General features: G+C 69.2%; 18 protein-coding genes. 12 read left to right on the top strand and 6 right to left on the bottom strand.

Annotated features, from left to right (window positions below):
* The first annotated feature begins 264 nt into the window (after positions 1 to 264).
* The 5 genes from ACOZ38_RS38575 to ACOZ38_RS38555 all read left to right on the top strand — a co-directional run bounded on the left by ACOZ38_RS38575 (position 265) and on the right by ACOZ38_RS38555 (position 6,646).
* Positions 265 to 2,145 (top strand): ATP-binding protein, encoded by a 1,881-nt coding sequence (locus ACOZ38_RS38575; protein WP_424535887.1) that lies wholly within the window; start codon positions 265 to 267, stop codon positions 2,143 to 2,145.
* 451 nt (positions 2,146 to 2,596) lie between these two features.
* Positions 2,597 to 3,379: an AMP-binding protein gene (locus ACOZ38_RS38570; protein WP_424535886.1), complete on the top strand. Its 783-nt coding sequence runs from the start codon at positions 2,597 to 2,599 to the stop codon at positions 3,377 to 3,379.
* Between the two features lie 156 nt (positions 3,380 to 3,535).
* Positions 3,536 to 4,825: an ABC transporter substrate-binding protein gene (locus ACOZ38_RS38565; RefSeq protein ID WP_405141050.1), complete on the top strand. Its 1,290-nt coding sequence runs from the start codon at positions 3,536 to 3,538 to the stop codon at positions 4,823 to 4,825.
* A 61-nt stretch (positions 4,826 to 4,886) separates the two neighbouring features.
* A complete protein-coding gene (locus ACOZ38_RS38560) occupies positions 4,887 to 5,774 on the top strand; it encodes a carbohydrate ABC transporter permease (protein ID WP_424535885.1) in 888 nt (295 codons plus the stop codon).
* Positions 5,771 to 6,646, top strand: a complete 876-nt coding sequence (locus tag ACOZ38_RS38555; protein WP_424535884.1) for a carbohydrate ABC transporter permease — start codon at positions 5,771 to 5,773, stop codon at positions 6,644 to 6,646. Before ACOZ38_RS38560 ends, ACOZ38_RS38555 begins: the two co-directional genes overlap by 4 nt.
* Positions 6,647 to 6,710: 64 nt before the next feature.
* On the opposite strand, the gene ACOZ38_RS38550 is transcribed toward ACOZ38_RS38555, so the two are convergent.
* Complete coding sequence (locus ACOZ38_RS38550; protein WP_424535883.1) at positions 6,711 to 7,703, bottom strand: DUF5937 family protein; 993 nt, start codon at positions 7,701 to 7,703, stop codon at positions 6,711 to 6,713.
* 96 nt (positions 7,704 to 7,799) lie between these two features.
* Between ACOZ38_RS38550 and ACOZ38_RS38545 the strand changes: the two genes are divergently transcribed.
* The gene (locus ACOZ38_RS38545; RefSeq protein WP_424535882.1) at positions 7,800 to 9,137 is read left to right on the top strand and encodes an MFS transporter; all 1,338 of its coding nucleotides are present in this window, start codon (positions 7,800 to 7,802) and stop codon (positions 9,135 to 9,137) included.
* A gap of 25 nt (positions 9,138 to 9,162) precedes the next feature.
* Here ACOZ38_RS38545 and ACOZ38_RS38540 read toward each other — a convergent pair whose 3' ends face one another.
* Positions 9,163 to 10,134, bottom strand: coding sequence for a zinc-binding dehydrogenase (locus tag ACOZ38_RS38540; RefSeq protein WP_424535881.1), 972 nt, complete (start codon positions 10,132 to 10,134; stop codon positions 9,163 to 9,165).
* Positions 10,135 to 10,228: 94 nt separating this feature from the next.
* Complete coding sequence (locus tag ACOZ38_RS38535) at positions 10,229 to 11,092, bottom strand: nitroreductase/quinone reductase family protein (RefSeq protein WP_424535880.1); 864 nt, start codon at positions 11,090 to 11,092, stop codon at positions 10,229 to 10,231.
* Between the two features lie 63 nt (positions 11,093 to 11,155).
* Here ACOZ38_RS38535 and ACOZ38_RS38530 point away from each other — a divergent pair, with 63 nt between their 5' ends.
* Positions 11,156 to 11,614 (top strand): MarR family winged helix-turn-helix transcriptional regulator, encoded by a 459-nt coding sequence (locus ACOZ38_RS38530; RefSeq protein WP_424535879.1) that lies wholly within the window; start codon positions 11,156 to 11,158, stop codon positions 11,612 to 11,614.
* 84 nt (positions 11,615 to 11,698) lie between these two features.
* On the opposite strand, the gene ACOZ38_RS38525 is transcribed toward ACOZ38_RS38530, so the two are convergent.
* Together ACOZ38_RS38525 and ACOZ38_RS38520 are read right to left on the bottom strand one after the other, a co-directional pair.
* Positions 11,699 to 12,217: a hypothetical protein gene (locus ACOZ38_RS38525; protein ID WP_424535878.1), complete on the bottom strand. Its 519-nt coding sequence runs from the start codon at positions 12,215 to 12,217 to the stop codon at positions 11,699 to 11,701.
* A gap of 26 nt (positions 12,218 to 12,243) precedes the next feature.
* Positions 12,244 to 12,585, bottom strand: a complete 342-nt coding sequence (locus tag ACOZ38_RS38520) for an ATP-binding protein (protein ID WP_424535877.1) — start codon at positions 12,583 to 12,585, stop codon at positions 12,244 to 12,246.
* Between the two features lie 254 nt (positions 12,586 to 12,839).
* Between ACOZ38_RS38520 and ACOZ38_RS38515 the strand changes: the two genes are divergently transcribed.
* From ACOZ38_RS38515 to ACOZ38_RS38495, 5 genes are all read left to right on the top strand, one after another.
* Complete coding sequence (locus tag ACOZ38_RS38515) at positions 12,840 to 13,667, top strand: helix-turn-helix domain-containing protein (RefSeq protein WP_424535876.1); 828 nt, start codon at positions 12,840 to 12,842, stop codon at positions 13,665 to 13,667.
* Positions 13,658 to 13,852 (top strand): DUF397 domain-containing protein, encoded by a 195-nt coding sequence (locus tag ACOZ38_RS38510; protein ID WP_424535875.1) that lies wholly within the window; start codon positions 13,658 to 13,660, stop codon positions 13,850 to 13,852. Before ACOZ38_RS38515 ends, ACOZ38_RS38510 begins: the two co-directional genes overlap by 10 nt.
* Positions 13,810 to 14,043 (top strand): DUF397 domain-containing protein, encoded by a 234-nt coding sequence (locus tag ACOZ38_RS38505; RefSeq protein WP_424535874.1) that lies wholly within the window; start codon positions 13,810 to 13,812, stop codon positions 14,041 to 14,043. The genes ACOZ38_RS38510 and ACOZ38_RS38505 overlap by 43 nt, the downstream gene beginning before the upstream one ends.
* Positions 14,044 to 14,259: 216 nt before the next feature.
* Complete coding sequence (locus ACOZ38_RS38500) at positions 14,260 to 15,591, top strand: AAA family ATPase (RefSeq protein ID WP_424535873.1); 1,332 nt, start codon at positions 14,260 to 14,262, stop codon at positions 15,589 to 15,591.
* A 4-nt stretch (positions 15,592 to 15,595) separates the two neighbouring features.
* Positions 15,596 to 16,321, top strand: coding sequence for an HNH endonuclease (locus ACOZ38_RS38495; protein ID WP_424535872.1), 726 nt, complete (start codon positions 15,596 to 15,598; stop codon positions 16,319 to 16,321).
* Between the two features lie 17 nt (positions 16,322 to 16,338).
* Here ACOZ38_RS38495 and ACOZ38_RS38490 read toward each other — a convergent pair whose 3' ends face one another.
* Positions 16,339 to 17,394 carry a LacI family DNA-binding transcriptional regulator gene (locus ACOZ38_RS38490; RefSeq protein WP_424535871.1) on the bottom strand — a complete coding sequence of 352 codons (1,056 nt, stop codon included), beginning with the start codon at positions 17,392 to 17,394 and terminating at the stop codon, positions 16,339 to 16,341.
* Between the last annotated feature and the right edge of the window lie 134 nt (positions 17,395 to 17,528).

Below are 17,528 nucleotides of genomic sequence, written 5' to 3'. Positions count from 1 at the left end.
TGGAGGCCCCGCATTGGGACAAAGCGCTCGATGTCCTTCACCGGGAGTTCACGGAACCGCAGAAGTCCACAAAGGAGTTCTGCTTTCATGGGCAGATCTGGCCGCGTCCACCAGGGGTGACGCGAATAGCGTCATCAGCCGAGCGCGCTCCGTTATTTGGTGTGACACTTAGGTAATGGCCCGCCCCCCTGACCCCCGAGGCGTATGACCGCCACCACCAACTTTCCGCCGGAGCCCACCACCTTTGTGGGCAGGCATTCCGATGTGGATGAGTTGGCGCAACTCCTCGCCGTGACCCGCGTGGTGACGCTGTGCGGCGTCGGCGGCATAGGCAAGACCCGCCTCGCCCTGAGGGTGGGGACCGAGATCGCCGGGCGGTTCCCCGGCGGTGTGCGGCTGGTGGAGCTCGGCGACGCGGTCCTGCCGCAGGAGATCGCCGCCCGCGTCGCCGCGGTCCTCGGCGTCTCGCCCGAGGGGTCCCAGTCGCTCGAGGACACCGTCGTGGAGGCGATCGGAGACCGCCGCGTGCTCCTCGTCCTCGACGGCTGCGATCCCCTGCTCGAAGACTGCGCCCGGCTGTGCGGGCGGGTGCTGTCGGCCTGTCCCGAGGCCAAGGTCCTCGCCACGAGCCGGCGGCCGATGGGCCTCGCCCGCGAGACGGCCTGGCGCGTTCCCCCTCTGACCCTTCCCGAAGAGGGCGACGACCGCCGGACCGGCGATCCGGCCTCCTGCGAGGGCGTGCGGCTGTTCCACGCGCGCGCGGTCGTGGCGCGCCCCGGGTTCTCGGCGACCCGCGCCGGCCTCGCCGGCGTCGCGTCGCTGGTCCGCCGCCTCGACGGCATCCCGCTCGCCATCGAGTTGGTGGCGGCCATGACCTGCCGGCTCACCGTCGAGCAGGCCGCGGCGGGCGTCAGCGGCCACTTCCGGCAGATGAGCCCGCCCGTGCGCGAGGGCGCGCTCGCGCGCCACCGCGTCCTGGCCGCCACCATCGACTGGAGCTACCACTTGCTCAGCGACCCCGAGAAGGCACTGCTCCGGCGCGTCACCGTCTTCAGGGACGGATGGACTTCGCGCATGGCCGAGCAGGTCTGCGCGGGGAGCGGCCTGTGGACGGAGGACATGCTCCCGCACACGCGCGGCCTGATCGCGAGGTCGCTGGTCGTGCTCGACGGCGAGATGGCGGGCGAGGCCCGTTATCGCCTGCTCCGCCCCATCCGTGACTACGCCGCCGAGAGGCTGAGCTCGTCCGGTGAGGAAGACCGCTTCCGGCGCCGTCACCGCGACTACGTCCACCAGGTCGCGGAGGAGTTCGACGCGGCGGTCAGGCCCGGCCTCCAGGCTCCGTGGCCGCGCACCGACCGCCTGCTGCGGCAGCTCGAAGGGCTGAAGCCCGACCTGGCCAGTGCCATCAGATGGTCGATCGACACCGGAGATCCCGAGCCGGCGATCCGCCTGATCGTCAACCTGCGCTGGGTGGTGATCGGCGCCGGTCTGTGCCGGTTCCAGGTCGGCGCGTGGCTGGAGCGCCTGCTCGACACCGCGCCACCGCACATGTCGGGCGCCCTGCGCGGGCGGGCGCTCGCCCTGCGGGGCACGCTCGCCCTGATGCAGGGAAGGCGGGACGAGGCGGGCGAGCACGCCCAGGCCGCCCTCGCGTTCCACCGCGCCGCCCAGGGCCTGGCGGGCGACGCGCTCGCGCTGATCCTGCTCGCCCTGCTCGACCAGCCCGTGGGGCTGGCCGAGTCGGTCGCCTCGATGCGGCAGGCCGGGCCCGTACGACCGGCCGAGCCGGTCGGGCTCCCGCCGGGGAGCCAGGGGCTGACCGTGGACCAGGCGGTGGCGTGCGCCCGCGAGATCACCGCCCAGGGCGACCGCCATCCCGAGCCCGGCCCCCCTCCTGAGCCGCCCACCCCCGCGAGCCACCTCGCTCCGGGGAACGCCCTCACCGCGCGGGAGCAGGAGATCGCCCTGCTCATCGCCCAGGGGCTCAGCAACCGCGCCATCGCCGCCGAGCTGGTCATCAGCTCGGCGACCGTCGCCCGCCACGTGGCGAACATGCTGGCCAAGCTCGGCTTCTCCTCGCGCACCCAGGTGGCCGCCTGGATGGTCGAGTGGGGCGCCCACAGGCCGGGTGGCCGCCACTGAGCCCAGGCGCCACCCGCTTCCGGCGAGAGCCCGTACATAGGTGGGCGGGCTCCTGGTCACCCTCCGAATGCGCAGTGTGGAGCATGTGCGAGGCCAGGGCTTCCGGCTTAGGTTGGTGGCCTGATCGGTCGATGGCGGCCGTCCCGCGGTGACCCCGGGCAGGGGGCTCGCGGGAGCGGCGCGGACGGGCCACCGGCCGGTCGCGCAGGAACGCCGCGTGTCCCGCGTGACGGGCGAGGTCACCTCGGAGGGGTGGAGACCGAGCTCAGGGGCACGCGGCCCGCGAGCTCGGGTCATGGCATGTCGTGGTGCCGCCGGCCCGAGCTCGTCCCCGCCTCCCGGCATCCCGGGAAGGCCGGGACATGTGTACGGGTCCGCGGGCGCGGCTACACAGTTATCTACACACATTGGCGGATCCCGTGGAGACGCGGCAGCCCGTACCGTCGTCCAGATGGCTTCCAGCACTTTCCCGGCGACCACCACCGTGTCCGGTGCCCTGCTCGGCAGGGCCGTCGAGCGTGGTGACAGGCGCGCCTTGGTCGATCTCGCCGGAGGGGCGGTCTACACCTACCAGCGGCTGGCGGCCTCCGTGACGAGGGCGGCGGCGGGCCTGGTCAAGCGGGGTATGAAGGCGGGGCAGGTCTCCGGGGTCTACGTCCACACGGTGCCCGCGCAGATCGTCGCCGTGCTCAGTGTGATCGCCGCCGGAGGGGTGGCGCTGCCGGTGAGCGTGAGCAGCGGCATCGCCGAGATGGCCACGCTGTTCACCCATCACGACGTCCGCCTGCTGTTCACCACTCCCGACCTGGTGGACGCGGCGGTCGAGGTGGCCGACGCCTCACGGGTGCGGCAGATCGTGACCTTCGGCCCCACCCCGGCCTCGGTCGACTTCGAGGAGCTGCTCGCCCCTGGCGTGACGCCGCGGCAGGCCCCCGCCACCGATCCCGCACTGGCCACGGCGGACGGCGTGCTCTCCCACAGGGAGTTCCTCGCGGGCGCGCGCACGCTCGACCGTACGGCCGACGTGGTCGCCTCCGACGTCGTCCTGGTGGCCTGGCCGCTCGACGGCGGGTGCGACATCCCCGTGCTGGTGAGCCTGGCGCTCATGCGCGGCGCGACGGTGGTCGCGGTCCCTGGCATCACCCGCCCCCAGTTGCGGGGCATCGTCGAGGACTTCGGCATCACGCTCGCGGCCCTCGTCGACGGCGACCGCAAGGTGATCACCCGGCTCTGAGGTGGTTTGCCCTATGCAGAGACGTTATTTGCGCACTCTTGACGATCTGCTGTGAGAAGTGGCTTGATTGCGTACTGACAACGTTGTCACCAACGGCCTGGTAGACGGGGGCGGGCTTATGTGGACAGCCTCCATCAACCTTGAAGGGACCAAAGAATGCGACGACGGTGGATGTCGGCCGTCGCGGTCACCGTGGCGGGCGTTCTCTCCCTCTCCGCCTGTGGCGGTGGTGGTGACGCGAGCGGCACCGACGGCGGGCAGACGGCGAAGAAGCAGGTCGAGGTCTTTTCCTGGTGGACGGGCCCCGGCGAGGCCGACGGCCTGAAGGCCATGCGAGAGATATTCGAGAAGCAGAACCCCAACCTGACGTTCTTCGACGCCGCCGTTGCGGGCGGCTCGGGCGACAAGGCGCGGGCGCTGCTCTCCAGCAAGCTCCAGGCCAACCAGCCGCCGGACACCTTCCAGGGGCACGCGGGCGCCGAGCTGCAGGGCTACATCAAGGGCGGCAAGCTCGAACCGCTGAACTCCCTGTACGACGAGCTCAAGCTCAAGGACGTCTTCCCGCAGCAGCTGGTCGACCAGATCACCTACGAGGGCAACGTCTACTCGGTGCCGGTGAACATCCACCGCTCCAACGTCCTCTGGTTCAACCCGAAGGTCCTGAAGGCCGCGGGCATCGCCGGGGCGCCGAAGACGATCGAGGAGTTCATCACCGACCTCCAGGCCGTCAAGAAGGCCGGGAAGATCCCGCTGTCGATCGGCTCTGAGTGGACGGCCGTCCACCTGCTGGAGAGCGTGCTGCTCGGCTCCCTCGGCACCGACGCCTACAACGCGCTGTGGGTCAAGGGCGCGGACTGGTCGGGCCCCGCCGTCACCAAGGCGCTGAACGACTTCGGCACGATCATGTCGTTCACCGGCGCTCCGCAGGACGACTGGCAGCCCGCCGCCAAGCAGGTCGCCGACGGCGCCGCCGCCTTCAACATCATGGGCGACTGGGCGTACGGCTACTTCCACAACCCCCCGGACGGCGGCCTCGGCAAGACGTCCAAGGAGGACTTCGACTGGGCGGCGTCGCCGGGCACCGACGGCACTTTCCTGTGGCTGTCCGACAGCTTCACCCTCCCGAAGGGCGCCCCGAACAAGGACGGAGCCCTCGCGTGGCTCAAGGTCGCCGCGAGCAAGGAGGGCCAGGACGCCTTCAACCCCAAGAAGGGCTCCATCCCGGCTCGCAAGGACGCCGACAAGTCCCTCTACCAGGACTACCTGGAGTGGGACCTCGGCCAGTGGGCGAACGACAAGCTGGCCGGCTCGATCCAGCACGGCGTGGTCGCCAACGACGCCTGGAAGACGGCCATCACCGAGGCGGTCGGCCTGTTCCTGCAGAGCAAGGACCCGGCCAAGCTGCAGGCGGCGCTGGTCGAGGCCGCCAAGGCCAACAATCAGTGAGCTGATCTCGTAACGGCCCGCACCCGCGCGTCGCTGGTGCGGGCCTTCACTGGGGGTATGTGTGTCGCGCGTCAAGAGGTGGCTGCCAGGCCTGCTCCTGGTGACGCCGTCGATCATCGCGATAGCGGTCTTCGTGTACGGAATGCTCGGGTGGAACTTCAAGCTGGCCATGACCGACCGGCACGACGAGATCTCCGAGGGCAAGTTCGTGGGCCTCACGAACTTCTTCTCCATCTGGGAGCAGGAGCGCTGGGGCATCTCGGTCCGGCACGCGATCGTCTTCACGCTGGTCTTCGTGGGAGGCGCGCTGGTCCTCGGCTGGCTCCTCGCCTTCCTGATGGAGAAGGGGATCAGGGGTGAGGGCGGCTTCCGCGCCATCTACCTCTTCCCGATGGCCATCTCGTTCGTCGCCACCGGAGTCGTGTGGCGCTGGCTGATGAACAGCGGCCAGGACGCCCAGGCCGTCGGCCTGAACCGGCTCTTCGACGGTCTCGGCCTCGGGTTCCTGCAGAACGAGTGGTACCGGGGCCAGGACTGGGGAATGGCCGCCATGGCCATCCCGGCAATCTGGCAAATGTCGGGATATGTCATGGCGCTGTACCTGGCCGGGTTCCGCGGCGTGCCCGAGGAGCTGCGCGAGGCCGCGCGGGTGGACGGCTGCAAGGAGTGGCAGGTCTACCGGCACATCGTCTTCCCCTTCCTGCGGCCGGTCACCCTGTCCGCGCTGATCATCCTCGGGCACATCTCGCTCAAGGTCTTCGACCTGATCGTCTCGGTGTCCGGCAAGCAGATCATCACCGACGTGCCCGCCGTCTTCATGTGGGTCGCCGTGTTCGACGCCCACGACCCGGCCAAGGGCGCGACGATCGCCGCGTACATCGTGCTGACGGTCGCCGTCTTCGTCGTCCCGTACCTGGTCTGGAACGCCCGTAGGGAGAAGCGCTCATGAGCACGGCCGTCGCGGCCCCGCCCAAGGCCGGGCACGAGGCCCCGCCGGTCGTCCAGCGAGCGCGGTGGCCGGTCTATGTGCGGCTGGTGCTTCTGATCGGCTTCGTCCTGGTCTTCCTGATCCCGATCTACGTGCTGCTGGTCACCAGCTTCAAGCCGCTGACCGAGGCGGACCCGAGCCAGGCCTGGAGCCTGCCCAAGATCTGGACGACCGAGGCCTGGCAGGTGGCCTGGGACAAACTGAAGCCGGGCATCGCCAACAGCTTCCTGCTGGCGATCCCGGGATCGCTCATCTCGGCCGCGCTGGGCGCGATGAATGGGTTCGTCCTGTCCAAGTGGCGCTTCCCGGGTGCCGACCTGGTGTTCACGCTGTTCCTGTTCGGCATGTTCATCCCGTACCAGGGGGTGATGATCCCGCTCGTCCAGCTCATGGTGGACCTGGGCGTGTACGGCGGCATCCCGGGGCTGATCCTCGCCCACGTGGTCTACGGCATCCCGATCTGCACGCTGATCTTCCGCAACTACTACGTGACGATCCCCGACGAGCTGATGGAGGCCGCGCGGGTCGACGGCGCGGGGATGCTGCGGAGCTTCTGGTCGATCGTGATCCCCGTCTCCGGGCCCGCGTTGGCCGTCGTGATCATCTGGCAGTTCACCTCGATGTGGAACGACTTCCTGTTCGCGGTCTTCCTCACCGGGCCGACGTCGTGGACGACGACCGTGATGCTCGTCAACATCGCCGGCGCCCAGACCGTCCCGTACAGCCAGCAGATGGCCGCGGCGATCCTCGCCTCGATCCCGACGATGGTGGTCTACGTGCTGCTCGGACGGTTCTTCATGCGCGGCCTCATGGCGGGTGCGCTGAAGGGCTGACGTGCTGAGCGGCCGATCACGGAGACGCGCTGAAGGGCTGACGCGCCGATCCGGGGTTGACCGGTCAGCCGCCGCCGGCCAGCGCGTCGCCGAGCGGCGTGCGGTGGTAGAGGACCGATCGGCCCACCCGGGTGCCGGTGATCAGCCCGGCCTCGCGCAGCGCGGCCACGTGGTCGCCGGTCCCGCCGACGCTCAGCTCCAGTAGCGCGGCGAGTTGGGTGGTGGTTGCGGGGGTCCTCAGCAGGATCGTGGCCCGCGTCTTCCCGATGAGCCGCGCGAGCCCCTCCGAGGGTCTGTCGTCCACGGCGATCCCCCGGGCGGGGTAGACGATCGCGTACGGCCACGCGTCCTCCAGGTAGACCCCCACTTTGCTCGGGCCGAAGACGCTCGGCACGAGGAGCAGCCCCCGGCCGCCGAGCCGGTACGTCTCGCTCTCTCCGGACCCGGTCATGCGCACCTGGACATGACCGGACCCGCCATCCGAACGCCAGCGGACCCGGGGGCTGAGGTCGTCGAGCGCCGCCGCCCACCCGTACGTGGCGAGGCGTCCCGCGCGCTGAACGACGTCGCGTTCGAGGATCGCGTGGAAGCGTGGCCAGTCGGGCTCGACGATCTCCTTCCAGACGGCCTCCAGCACGTCTGCGAACACCTGGACCACGTCCGGCCGGTCGAGGACGGCCATGAGCTCCGGTGGCGGTGGCTGCCTGCCGCGCAGGTTCCTCGCGATCTCGTCACGGGCCTGCGCGAGGAGCGTGGCGCGCATCGCCGCCAACTCGTCCACGAAGGCGACGTTCACCCCGGACGGAGGCGGGGCGATGAAGTCCGCGTTGTAGTCGCCACGCCGGAACAGCGCCACCAGGGCCGCGAGGCCGGGCATCTGCCGGAGCAGCCGCCCGTACTGCTCCCGCCTCCGCTCGGCCCACGGCCGGTGCACGCCCGCCGGCTGGTTGCCCGACAGGATCCACAGGGCGTGCAGGGTCTCGATCAGCGGCGAGATGGCGAACCGGCTGGCCACCACATCCTGCGGGCTGACCTCGATGCGGATCAGCCTCGCCATGGCGCCCTGTCCATGCGCTCACCTTTCGTCTATTTCCGAAATGTTAGCCAAGCTTCCGGCGGCTGGCCCAGCATCGTCCCCGAAGAGGGGTGGCAGGTGAACAAGGGATCAGCGCGTCAGGCGACGTTCGGCGAGGTGTTCGCCGTGCGCGAGTTCCGCGTACTCTTCGGCAGCTTCACGCTGCTGGTGGCGGGCGAGACGGTCAAAATGTTGGCGTTCTCCGTGCTCGTGTACGGGCGCACCGGCTCGGCAGGGCTGTCCGCGCTGGCCTATATGAGTGGTTTCCTGCCGTATGTCATCGGTGGGACTTTCCTGCTCTCGCTTGCCGACCGCATGCGTCCCCGGCGGTTGATGATCGTGGGCGAGTTCGTCCGCGTCGCGGTCTGCCTGGCCCTGGGTTTCGCGGGGCTACCGGTCTGGGCGATGCTGCTTCTCGTCGTGGTCACCGGGGCGCTGAGCCCGGTCTTCGGAGCCGCGCGCACCGCGACGCTTCCCGAACTCCTGCCGGGCGACGCCTTCGTGCTCGGCCGGTCAGTCCTCACGGTCACCGCGGCGGCGGCGCAGATCGGCGGCCTCGCGGCGGGAGGTGTCGTTCTCACGGTGGCCGGTCCCGGGGGAGCGCTTCTGATCACCGCGGCCCTGTCCGCCGCCAGTGCGCTCGTCCTCAGGCTGGGCCTGCCCGATCGGCCCGCACGAGCGGCCCTCGCACGTGACGGCAACTCGCCTGAAGCGCAGGCGCCACGTGATCAGGCGTCGGCCCGGGAAGCGGTGCGGGCGGGGAACCCCGTGCGGGCGACGCTGCGTGTCAACCGGCTGCTGCTCGCGGACCGGCGCGTTCGCGGGCTGCTGCTCGCGGTGTGGGTTCCAGTGATATTCGTGTCCGGCGCGGAGGCCGTCGTGGTGCCCTACCTCAGCGAGCGCGGGGCGCCGTCGCAGGCCGGTCTGGTCCTCGCGGCGTTCGCGGTGGGGATGGCGATCGGAGATTTCACCGTCGGCAGGTTCGCCGCCCCGGCGCTGCGCGAACGCCTGTCCTTCCCGCTGGCACTGGTGATCGGCGTGCCGATGCTCGGGTTCGCGGCCCGGCCCGGCCTGGCCTGGTGCCTGGTGCTCGCCGTGCTGACAGGGACCTGCCTCGCCTACAACCTCGGCCTTCAGCGCAGGTTCGTCGACGCGGTGCCCGAGGCCGTACGCGGGCAGGCGTTCGGCCTGCTGACCTCGGGACAGATGACGACCCAGGGGCTGGGGGCGGCACTGGGCGGCCTGCTCGCCGAGATGGTCCCCGTGCACCTCGCCATCGCGCTGACCGGGGTGGGCGGCGTCCTCGGCGCCCTCGCCCTCGTACGCCACCTCCGCCCGGAACGCCACCCCACGCCCCCGGAGCCGCCCCGCGCGCACCCGGACTCCCTCCACGCGGAGCCGGCTCCTCGCCCGTAGAGCGGCGGCCGGATGCCTGGTGGGGTCACACCAGCAGGAGGGTCTTCCCGATGACCTCGCGGGACTCGATCGCGGTGTGTGCCTCGGAGGCCCGGTCGAGGGGGAAGGTCTGCCCGATGACCGGCTTGATCCGGCCCGCCGCGGCCTCCGCCAGCGCGCGCTCGGCCAGCTCCTTCTGCTCGGCGGGGGTGAACCGCACGTCCTGGATGCTCCGCACGGTGATCCCGCGCCGGCGCGCCTCCTCGGGGTCGATCGGGCTGAAGCCGCCACTGGGTGCGCCGTGCGCGGAGAACCGGCCGCCGCTCGCCGTGACCGCGAACGCCGCCAGCCCGGCCTCCCCGCCGGCTCCGTCGAAGACCACGTCGGGCCCCGCGCCGCCCGTCGCCCCCCGTACCCGCTCGGCCCAGCCCGGCTCGGTGTAGTCGACCGCGATCTCGGCGCCCAGCTCGCGGGCGAGACCGAGCTTCCGCTCACCGCGCGCCGCGGCGGCGACCCGCGCCCCGGCCGCGTGTGCGAGTTGTACGAGCAGGACGCCCATGCCGCCGGCCGCTGCCGTGATCAGTACCCATTCGTTCGGCTTCACTCCGGCCGCGTCGAACACCGCCAGGCCTGTCACACCGTCGCTGAGCAGCGCTACGGCTTCGGCCAGGCCGAGCCCTTCCGGCACCGCGTTCAGCGCTTCGACGGGCACCACGGCCTGCTCGGCGTAGCCACCGCCGCCGCTCGTGCTCGCCACGACGCTACGGCCGACCCAGCCCCGGTCCACTCCCTCGCCGACGGCCAGCACCTGCCCGCCGACCGCGCCCCCAGGCACGTACGGCGGCTCGAACGAGAAGAACTCCCGTCCCCAGCCCTTGCGGATCTGCGTCTCGACGAACAGGGTGTCGGCGACCGAGACGTCGATCACGACCTCCCCCGGCGCGGCCACCGGGTCCGGCACCTCGGTCGTCACCAGAACCTCGGGCCCTCCGAAACGCGTCACCTGTGCTACCCGCATGCCTGCCACTCTCCTCGTACGACGATGTCCGATCCCGTGGAAAGCAGTCTCGAACCTCAACAAAGGTTGAGGTCAAGTCGACGGGCCCGTGCTTCTACAGGGCGTTGAGCGCGGAGACGAGCTGCCGTTCCTCGTGGTCGAAGTGCGCCTCCAGCTCGGAGACCAGGCGCCGGAGGTCGGTGCGTACCTTGTCGGCGTCTCCTGAACCGGCCTCGGTGAGCGTCCGCTGGAGGTCACGGCGGATCCCCTCCACGACTTCGTGCTCGCGCCGCAGGCGTTCGAGCGCCGGGCCCAGCTCGGGGAACCGCTCTTCGAGCAGGGGGAAGCCCCGGCTCGACTCATTGGAGTGATGCGCGTGGACCGCGTCGCAGTACGCCAGGCAGCGCTCGCTCAACTGCGCCTCCAGGGCGGGCGCCGGCATCCCCGTACCGGAACGTCCGGCCAGGAAGCCCTCGACCTCGGTCAGGAGCGCCGCCATCTCCTGGCGAAGGACTGCGTGGATCCGCACCAGCTCGTCGCCGAGGGCACGGGCGCGGGGCGCGTCCTTGCGGTGCAGGGCGACGACGGGGATCACGCGGGTGGTTCCCTCCTGGTATGCCGCGAAGGCCGGGTCGAGCCGGGCCTGGCGGGCGTAGAGGCGGTCGCGTTCCTCGCCGTGCAGGGGGTGCGCGGTCGCGGTGAAGGTCTCGACGCGGGTGCCGTCGCCGAGCTCGACGGTGACCTCCGGGCAGGCCAGCAGGTTGTGGTACCAGGCAGGGTGGGCCGGTGCGCCCGCGTTGGAGGCGAAGACCAGGATGCGCTCGCCGTCCGGCACGTACACGACAGGGTTGGTGCGGCGGGTTCCCGTCCTCGCGCCCGTGGTGGTGATGAGCACCAGGGACGCGCCCTCGAACATGCCGCCGACCTTGCCGCCGTTGGCACGGAACTCCTCGATGATCTTCTCGTTCCAGTCTGACATGGGACGATGGCCTCCAGATAAGAATATTTGCTTTAATAGCAAAGCTAATTTGGAGATCAAGGTATGTCAACCGACGAGGGCCTGACCGTCGACGAAGGGATCCGCACCCTGCTGCTGCTCATGCCGCGCCTGATCGGACGGGCGAAGCGCATCCCCATCCCCGAGCGGCTCCAGTCGCTCGACCTCGCGCCGCGGCACCTGTCCTTGCTCGCGTACCTGCTCTTCGACGGGCCGCTCACCGTCAACGAGCTGGCCGGACGGCTGGAGGTCGCCCCGGCGACGGTGAGCCTGATGGTCGGCGACCTGAGCCGCAAGGGGGTCGTGGAGCGGCGCGAGGACGACGCCGACCGCCGCCGCACCATCGTGAGCATCGCCGAGGCCAGCCGCACGGCCGTCGACGCGTGGCTGGCGAGAGGGGCCGGCGCGTGGCGGAAGGCCCTCCAGCCTCTGACCGACGAGCAGCGCCGGATGTTCGTCGAGACCCTGCTGGCCTACGAGCGAGAGGCGTCGGGCGAGGCATGACCCGGTGATCGGCCGCCCCCGCCGTAGTCGCGGCCTGTCTCCTTGGAACAGGAGTCTTGTCTCCTGGGGGGCGGCGAGGTCGGCTCAGATCGCGCGCAGCCAGTTGTCGGCCTCCTGCGGCGACGCGAAGCGGATGAACTCCAGCGGCTCGAAGCGGGGGTCGCGGGCGCGCTCTCCGATCTGCGCGCGGCGGACGGCGTGCTGGGACCATGCCCACCTCACCGGATGCTCGCCGCTCAGCCAGTCGGACCAGGTCTCCACGTTGCCGCCGAAGATCCGCTCGCGGCGCAGGGTGCGGAGCAACGACCGGCGCAGGATGCGGGGCATGATCACGGCTCTCGAGTAGTCCAGCCAGACCACGGTGTCGGCCTCCGTCCACAGCAGATCGCGCACTTCGGGATACCCGAAGGAGTCGAAGATCCATCCGGGCGTGGACGCGATCTCTGCCACCTGCTGGTGAAAGTCCGGATTTGTCGCCCAGTTCGGACCGACGAAATGGAGGGAGTCCATCTCGTGGACAGGCAACCGAAGCTGTGCCCCAAGAGCCCGCGCCATGGTGGTCTTCCCGGCCCCGCTGATCCCCGCGACAAGAATCCGTTTCACCCGCGAAGGTTACTAACTCTCCCCGATCACACCTTCACCTCGCACCAGACGGCCCGGCCGGTCTCGTCCTCGTCGATGCCCCAGCACTGAGAGATCTCCTCGACCAGGAACAGGCCGCGACCGCCCTCGCCGCAGAGGTCGTCGGAGACGCGGGGCCGGGAGTCGGAACCGGCATCCCGCACCGTCACTCGAATGGCGTGACCGCATTCCACCAGCGTGACGCTCACCGGCCCGCCGTCTCGCGAATCCGAGTGCAGCACGGCGTTGGTCGTCAACTCCGAGACCAGGAGCACCACGTCGTCCAGAGCGGGATGGCCCATGCCGAGCATCCCCCGTACAAAAGCCCGCGCCACCGGCACGGAAGCCACCGTCCCAACCAGTTCGAGGGACCCCAACAGATTGCCCGTCGCCATTTCGTCCTCGTCTCGTCGTACCCAGGGGGTGACACGCAAGATCGTTTTGAGGGTGCTATCCACCCCCAGGGGGTTGCGCCAGCAAAAGAGGGCTTCGTCTCCCCAGCTTGGCCAATAGCGACTACGCTTTGGAGTTGATTGATAACACACTGAACACACGCTTTGGTGCGGGGTCGTGCCATGTCGCTGACGGATTACGGGGAGGATGCGTGCCTCAGCCGGTCGAGCTGAATCCAGAGGTCTCACCGCTGGCCAAGTTCGGATTCGAACTGCGGTGCCATCGCATGGCAGCCGGGCTTACCCAGCGCCAACTAGCGGAGAAGATCCTGTTTTCGACAAGCATGGTCGGCATGGTCGAGCGTGCGGCGCGCAAGCCGGAAAGGGCTTTCGCTGAACGCTGTGACCAGGCTTTCGGCCTTGACGGCACCCTCACAAAGCTCTGGGCGATGGTGGACCGAGAAAGGCAATGGGCTCCGTGGTGGTTCCGCGAGTGGCTTGAAGTCGAGCAAGAGGCGACCGTGCTGCGGAGCTGGGACCCCTTGCTGATTCCCGGCATTCTCCAGACCGAGGCCTATGCGCGTCGGGTTCTCTCGGGGGAGCCCGGCACCGCACCGGAACAGGTGGAACAGCGGCTCGCGGCCCGCACTCGGCGAAAGGCGATCCTGTCACGGGACAAGCCGCCGCTGATCTGGGCCGTGATCGACGAAGGCGTTCTACACCGATCGGTCGGCAGTTCACAGATCATGCATGACCAGCTCGGATACCTCGCAGAAGTGGCGCGGCACCCACATGTGAAGATCCAGGTCGTGCCATTCGCCGCGTTCTCTACCTGCGGGCTGATGAGCCCATTCACGGTTGCGGAACTCCCGGGATCCAGGACTATCGTGCATGTGGAGTCCTCAGCGCAGGGGCAGATCTCGGGCAGTCCGGACATCGTCGAAATGATCAGCAATAGGTACGACGCCATTCGCGCTGATGCTCACCCGAAGCACATATCTCTCCAGCTGATCCAGGAGGCGATCGGAAAATGGATTTGAGCGGTGCCGAGTGGCGAAAGTCTTCTCGATCCGGGTCGAGTGGCGGGCAGTGCGTGGAAGTGGCGACGAACCTTCCTGGGGTGGTGGGGGTGCGGGACAGTAAAGACCCGGGCGGTCCCTCGGTTATCGTCACTTCCGATGGGTGGCGCACTTTCGTCGGCGGAGTGAAGAAAGCGATGGAGTGACCAGCCTGAGTGACGCCGTCTGGCGCAAGTCTTCCCGGTCAGGGTCGAATGGGGCGGCTTGCGTCGAAGTGGCGACGAACCTTCCTGGGGTGGTCGCGGTGAGGGATAGTAAGGATTCACCTGGACCGGTGTTGCTGTTCGCCCCTGAGGAGTGGCAGGCGTTCGTCGGCGGGCTGAAGCTCTCGGAGTAGCTGGAATCTGGGAGGACGGCGAGGCGGCACGCCCATCTGGCGGAGAATGCCGGGGGGTGCCGGCGACCGTGTTCTACAGACGAAGACCGTGAGCACGTACCGGCCGGCCGTGACAAGTACCGGCCGGTCGTGCCAGTTGGCCGGGTGCTGCGGTGACCTTCTACGTCTTATCGTTGCAGCAGGCAGGAAGGCAGCGATCACGGGTTGGAGTCGACGGTGCACATCGCCGAGTTCGAAGTCGCAGGCGTGCGCGGCTTCTCTGGTCCGCGTGCTGCGAATCTGCGGCTGACCAGGCCAGATGGCAGTCACGCCGGTTGGACCGTCCTCGCTGGGCGCAACGGCTCCGGCAAGACCACTCTGCTACGCGCCCTCGCCCTCGCCCTTGCCGGGCCTTCGGTGGCCAGGAGCCTCGTACCCGCCTTTGACGGCTGGATCTCCCACCAGGCCACCCAAGGCGCATCCAAGGTCCAGATGGTCTTCGATGCGGAGACGGACAGGCTCACGGGCCGTACGCGGCGCCGGCCGCCCGGTAGCAGGCTGTCTGCCGGGCTGACCTGGAGCCGCGAGCTCATCGACGAGTCAGGGCACTACGGGACCCAGCCGACCATGCGGGCTTATGGAGCCACCGCCCTTCGGGGTCCGTGGGCGGACAATCCGCAAGGTTGGTTCTTCGCCGGGTACGGGCCTTTTCGTCGCCTGGTCGGCGGCTCATCCGACACGCAGCGACTCATGGTGAGCAGTGGGCCCGTGTCGCGCCTGGCCAGTTTGTTCCACGAGGACGCTTCCCTGGCTGAGAGCGTGAGCTGGCTCGTCGACCTGCACCTACGCCGGTTGGAGCAGCGCGAGGGCGCCGCCGACCTTCTGAACTTCGTCACCGGCCTGCTCAACGACGGGCTGCTGCCGGACGGTTTCCGGATCGACCGGATCGACAGTGAGGGACTGTGGGCCAGCAGGGACGGGGAACTCATCTCTCTTCGTGAGATGAGTGATGGGTACAGGACCGTCACAGCACTGGTGCTTGATCTGACCCGCCAGCTCCACCAGGTTTTCGGCACCGAAATGACCACCGCACTGTCCGACACGTACGTGGTCCCGCTGCCTGGAGTGGTCCTCATCGACGAGATCGACGTCCACCTTCATGTCAGCTGGCAGAAGAAGATCGGTGAGTGGCTCAAGAAGCATTTCCCGGCCATCCAGTTCATCGTGACCACGCACAGCCCCTACATCTGCCAGAGCGCCGATCCCGGAGGTCTGATCCGGCTTCCTGGCGTGGACGAACGTGTGCCTCCTCGCGTCGTTGACGACGATCTGTACGAGCGCGTGGTCTACGGCAGTGGCGACGACGCGCTGCTGACTGACCTGTTCGGCATGGATTCGCCCTACTCGAACCACGCCGAGGACATGCGGCGAAGGCTCACTGAGTTGGAACGAGCAGTCCTTCGGGGGACGGCCTCTCCTGCGGAAGTGGAGGAGTACGAGCGCCTGCGGGACACGCTCACCAGCTCGCTCGCCGCGCGCGTCGACGAGGTCGCCGCGAGGATCGCCTGACACCATGATCCGTGTCTATCGAGTCGTGCTCAGCGATGAGCTGAGTGCGCGGCTACGCGAGCATACGAGCAAGCTCTGTGAGGACAATGCCGATCTATCCAGGGCTCGCACCATGTGGAAGAACGCCAGGGCCGTCCGGTCGGGGTTGGCGGACCACCTCGACAGCATGGCGACCGGAATCAGGCGGTGCATGTATTGCGGAGACGGCCTCGGAACGGACATCGACCACTTCGAACCCTTGGCCGAGGCACCGCTGCGCGCCTTCGACTGGCCGAATCATCTTCTTGCCTGCTCGCATTGCAACAGCCACCACAAGCGGGAGTGCTTTCCGCGCGATGAGGACGGCATGCCCCTTCTCGTGGATCCGTCGGCCGAGGACCCGTACGAACATCTTGAGCTGGCGCTGAACACCGGCGTCTACCGATCGCTGACTCCTAGGGGCGCGACGACGATCGACGTCTTCGGGTTGAACCGGGGTGCCCTGCAGCGGGGTCGTGCCGCCGCCTTCATACGAACGGTGTCGATGCTCAGAGACCGCGCACGCCTCATTGAGATTCCGGATGCCAAGGAAGAGGCGGCGGAAATAGCCGATTCCCTTCGTGAGCAGCCTTTCGCCGATGTGCTTTACGCGATGCTGTGTTACCGGAGGCTGCCGGGGGCTGAGAGGGTTCTACGGGGACGCGAGGTGGTCGAGGCGCTCGCCGACCCCGCGCTTCATTTCTGGTCGTGACGACTCGCGTCCACTGATCAGCCGGACGGGGGAAGCTCGCCGGAGCCTCGGGGGATTAGGCGGGTGGGGAGCTGGACGCGCTCGGCGGGGCCGTTGTCGCCGGCCAGGCGGCGAAAGAGCAGCTCGGCGGCCGTACGGCCCAGCCCCGCGGGATCCTGGGCGATCACGGTCACCGAGGGGGTGAGGAAGTCGGCCAGCTCGAAGTCGTCGAACCCCACGATCGCGATGTGCGACGGCGACGTACCGCCGGGACCCTGGGCGCGCAGGGCTTCGAGGGCTCGGAGGGCGGCGACGGTGGTGCGGCCGTTGCCGGTGAACAGGGCCGTGGGCGGGTCGCCCTGCTCCATCATGCGTTCAAGATCGGCATGGATGCGCCGCTGCTCGGGGGCGCCCATGGTGACCAGCGACCCGTCGTACGGCAGCCCGGCCGTCCGCAGAGCCTCGCGGTAGCCCCGCAGGCGTTCGCCGGCGGTGAAGATGCGGGCACTGTCGCCGAAGAACCCGATGCGCCGGTGGCCGTGCGCGATGAGGTGCGCCACCCCCGTGCGGGTGCCGCCGGCGTTGTCGCACAGCACGGTGTCGACGTCCAGCCCGGGCCCGGCAGGGCGGTCGGCGAAGACGGCGCGGATCCCGGCGCTCAGCTCGGGGGCGAGGTAGCCGTGGTCGGACCCGGCGGGCACGATGACCAGCCCGTCCACCCGGCGGGCGCAGAAGGCCAGGACCAGCTCGCGCTCGCGCTCGGGATCCTCCCCGGATGAGCCGGTGAAGACCAGCGAGCCGTTGCGGATCGCGACGTCCTCGACCGCGCGGCTCAGCCCGGAGTAGAACGGGTCGGCGACGTCCTCGATGATGAGCCCGATGCTCGCCGTGCGGCCCCGGCGAAGAACGCGGGCGCCGTCGTTGCGGCGGTAGCCGAGCAGCTCGATGGCCCTACGGACCCGTTCGGCGGTCGCCGCGTTGACCCCCGGCTCGTCGTTGACCACGCGGGAGACGGTCTTGAGCGCGACTCCCGCCGTGGCGGCGACGTCGTTCATCGTGGGCCGCCCGCGTCTGGTCTCTGCCACGGTCCGCATCATCCCGCATTTCAACGGCCTGTGACAACGTTGTCACCCAACCCGCCTCCAGGGTCGGGAACCATGGTGAACCCGTGGGCCGGAGGCCGGTACTCGGGTGCCCGGACCACCGGTGGCGGAGGCTCGTACTCGGG

This window comes from Sphaerisporangium viridialbum, from assembly GCF_049674955.1.
In the GTDB taxonomy this organism is placed as follows: Bacteria; Actinomycetota; Actinomycetes; order Streptosporangiales; family Streptosporangiaceae; genus Sphaerisporangium; species Sphaerisporangium viridialbum.
The sequence above is the reverse complement of the archived record's forward strand: the minus strand, read 5'-3'. Positions and strand labels throughout refer to the sequence as shown.